At 63.8% G+C, this 1730-nt stretch carries 1 protein-coding gene; it reads right to left on the bottom strand.

What is annotated here, in order from left to right:
* Positions 1-423: 423 nt before the first annotated feature.
* Positions 424-1730, bottom strand: a 1307-nt coding sequence (locus QSV46_RS38980) for a DUF1522 domain-containing protein (RefSeq protein ID WP_314963992.1), incomplete at its 5' end; no start/stop codon positions are given.

Below are 1730 nucleotides of genomic sequence, written 5' to 3'. Positions count from 1 at the left end.
ACCTTCTTGCCAGTCGACAGACGGGACTGGGTGGTGGCGAGCAGGTCGGCGGTGGACTGGAGGGAGAGCAGGTTCTGACGAACCGACGCAGAGAGAACGATACCGGACATGACTATTACCCTTCTGGTTTACGCGTCTTCGTTCGACCGCTTCGGATCGAGTGACGCGCACAGCCTGAGGGGACATGGCTAACAAAAAGTGAAACCTGTTCTCGCACCGTAAGCGCCGGTTCACCATAACGCCCCAGGAGCATTCGGGATCAGCGACGATCGGCCTGAAATTCCTCGCTTTTTGCGGCGTTTGCCTCTCGTTAACCATAACCAACGGTTACTTTTCAGAGCGGCCGGACCATTTCCACGCGCAAAAAGAAAGCGGCGGGGCCGAAGCCCCGCCGCCATGACTTGATTGCGATGTCAGCCGCTATTAGCGGAGCAGCTGGAGCACGCTCTGCTGCGACTGGTTGGCCAGCGACAGCGCGGAGACCGCGATCGACTGGCGGGTCGACAGCGCCTGGCTGTTGGCCGCTTCCTCGTTGGTGTCGGCCAGCGTCAGGTTGGACGAGCCGGTCTGCAGCACGTTGATCAGGTTCTTGTTGAAGTCCTGACGCACCTGCACGATGGAGAGGTTCGAACCGAGGGTAGAGGCTTCCGACCGCAGCGTGCTCGAGGCCGAGTTCAGATTGGTGAGCACCTTGTTGGTCGCGGAGTTGTCGATGAAGTCCGTGCCCTGCACCAGGCCGGCGAGACCGAGACCCTTCGAGTTGAAGGTCACGCCGGTGATGTTGAGGTTGGACTTGCCGGTCTCGTCGAACACCAGCTTGAGCTGGTCGCCGTTGAGCAGGTTGACGCCGTTGAACGAAGCATCCAGCGAGGTCGTGTCGATCTGCGTCAGGATGTTGTTGTACTGCGACACCAGGTTGGTACGAGTGGCCTGGGCGACCGGGTCAGCGACGGGCGCCGTGGCGTTCGACCAGCTCAGAGCCGATGTGATCGTGCCGCCAATGGTGCCGCCCGCGACAGCCGAACCGATCGTCGAGGAGGCGTAGTCGTTGGTCGCCGAAACCGTGAGCAGGCCGTTGGCGTCGATCGTGGCGCTCAGGTTGTTGGCCTGAAGAGCCGTGTTGAGCTGATCGAGCGTCTTGACCGTGCCGCCAGTGCCGTCGCCGAAGGTGACGTTGACCGCCGTGCCGCCGTTGAAGGAGGAGAAGGTCAAGGTCTTGCCCGAGACGCCGCCCGACGCCGCAGAACGGCTCGCGGTGAAGGCGGTGCCGGTGCCGGTCGAGCCGGTCAGGCCGAGCGAGGACAGCGCATTGCCCGTGCCGGTGATCGACAGATCCGCATTGGCGCCGGTGGAGATGTGCAGCGCGCCGGCGACGATCGAAGACGCGGTCTGGCCGGTGGCTGTGCTCAGGGTCGCCGCACCGCTGGCGTTGGCCGCAGTCTGCACGCCGGTGGCGAGATCGATCGCGGTCAGGATGTCGGCGACGGTGCCCTTGTTGAGGTAAACCGTCGAGTTGCCGCTGCCGTCGGTGACGACGTTGCCGGTGACGCCCGACCCGGTCGCCACGTTCGCAGCAGCGGGCGTACCGCCGTTCTTGAACGTGACGGTCTTGCCGTTGATATTCAGCGTCGAGCCGTCGGTGATCAGCGAGGCAAGGCTGCCCGTGGCCGTCGTGCGGCTCGCGGTGACCGTTGCATTGCCGGAACCGGTGGCACCGGTCAGACCGAGAG

The organism is Bradyrhizobium cosmicum (assembly GCF_032290525.1).
GTDB classification, from domain to species: domain Bacteria; phylum Pseudomonadota; class Alphaproteobacteria; order Rhizobiales; family Xanthobacteraceae; genus Bradyrhizobium; species Bradyrhizobium cosmicum_A.
The sequence above is the reverse complement of the archived record's forward strand: the minus strand, read 5'-3'. Positions and strand labels throughout refer to the sequence as shown.